General features: G+C 56.8%; 1 protein-coding gene. It reads left to right on the top strand.

Annotation, left to right across the window (positions count from 1 at the left end; translation table 11 throughout):
* Positions 1–112 precede the first annotated feature (112 nt).
* On the top strand, positions 113–1,138 hold the full coding sequence (locus tag AC1DUP_RS36735) for an IS110 family RNA-guided transposase (RefSeq protein WP_113301847.1): 1,026 nt from the start codon (positions 113–115) through the stop codon (positions 1,136–1,138).
* Positions 1,139–1,374 lie beyond the last annotated feature (236 nt).

Below are 1,374 nucleotides of genomic sequence, written 5' to 3'. Positions count from 1 at the left end.
GGAGCCATGCCCCTTCGGATTCGAACATTATCTTGGAAGGCGGCTGTTCCCCGATAAGATGAGGTACGGGCTCTCGACTGGACGCCGGGCCCAGCATCAATGGAGAACAGCCATGGAAGAGTATATCGGCCTCGACGTGTCAATGAAAGAGACGGCGGTTGCCATCCGCCGAGATGGTGTGCGTGTTTGGCGCGGGAAATGCACATCAGATCCTCGCGTCATTTCCGAACTTATCCGCAAGCGAGCACCCACAGTGAAACGCGTGGTGTTTGAAACAGGACCGCTCTCGGTGTGGTTCTATCATGCGCTTCGAGCAGAGGGCCTGCCTGTCATCTGCATCGATGCGCGACACGCTAAAGCGGCGCTCGACATGGCGACGAACAAAACGGACGCAAATGATGCCGATGGGTTGGCGCACCTGGCAGAAGTCGGATTCTTTCGAGAGGTACGCGTGAAGGGGTTCGAAAGCATGTTAGCGCGTACTCTTGTCGCTGCTCGCACTCGGTTGGTCCATATGACTACCGAACTTTCCAATCAGATCCGCGGGATCATGAAAACGTTCGGCTTGGTCGTTCCACCAGGCAAAGGAAGCGTATTCGAGAAGAACGTTCGAAATCTTCTTTGCAGCCATGATGATCTCGCGCATGTCGTGCTACCGCTTCTCGACGCTTGGAAAGGTCTGCGCGCTCGCGCGGCGGAYTTGGGGCGCCAACTGGTCGCCGATGCCCGTAGTAGCCAGGCCTGCCGCATCCTGATGTCTATCCCCGGCGTGGGAGCAATCACTGCAACATCTTTTGCAACTGCCATTGAACAGCCAGAAAACTTCCGGAAGTCTCGATCTGTYGGTGCCTGGATCGGTCTCACCACGCGCCGCTATCAGTCCGGCGAAGTCGATTATGACGGGCATATATCCCGACGCGGAGACCGACATTTGCGTGGGCTCCTATACGAAGCGGCCTCGGTCATTCTCACGCGCAGCTCCGTACAGAGTTCCTTGCGAACATGGGGGCTTCAGCTGCGAGAGAGGATCGGCTTCAAAAGAGCTGCAGTGGCTGTCGCGCGAAAGCTRGCTGTCATCATGCACACCATGCTGAAGACCGGAGAGTTCTTCAATCCGACTGCGGGCGTGACAGCATAGTATCGAATAGCGCTCATTAACTGAGCGCTTGAAGGCGTCCCTGCCGGGACGTGAGCCGAGCCATTCCGTTGATGGGGTTGCATCGCTGTCTCAGCTGAATGCGTCAACCACATTGAAGGCTCGTGCTGCGAAGCTCCATCATGCGGCGACCGATGTCGACCGCGAAGACAACCATGCACCCGGCAGCGCTGCTTACAAAAGATTGCTATTGACGCCCCAGTTGCGATTAGACAACC

It is taken from the genome of Rhizobium sp. 01L419 (assembly GCF_056400025.1).
This window is presented reverse-complemented; position numbering and strand designations above follow the sequence as displayed.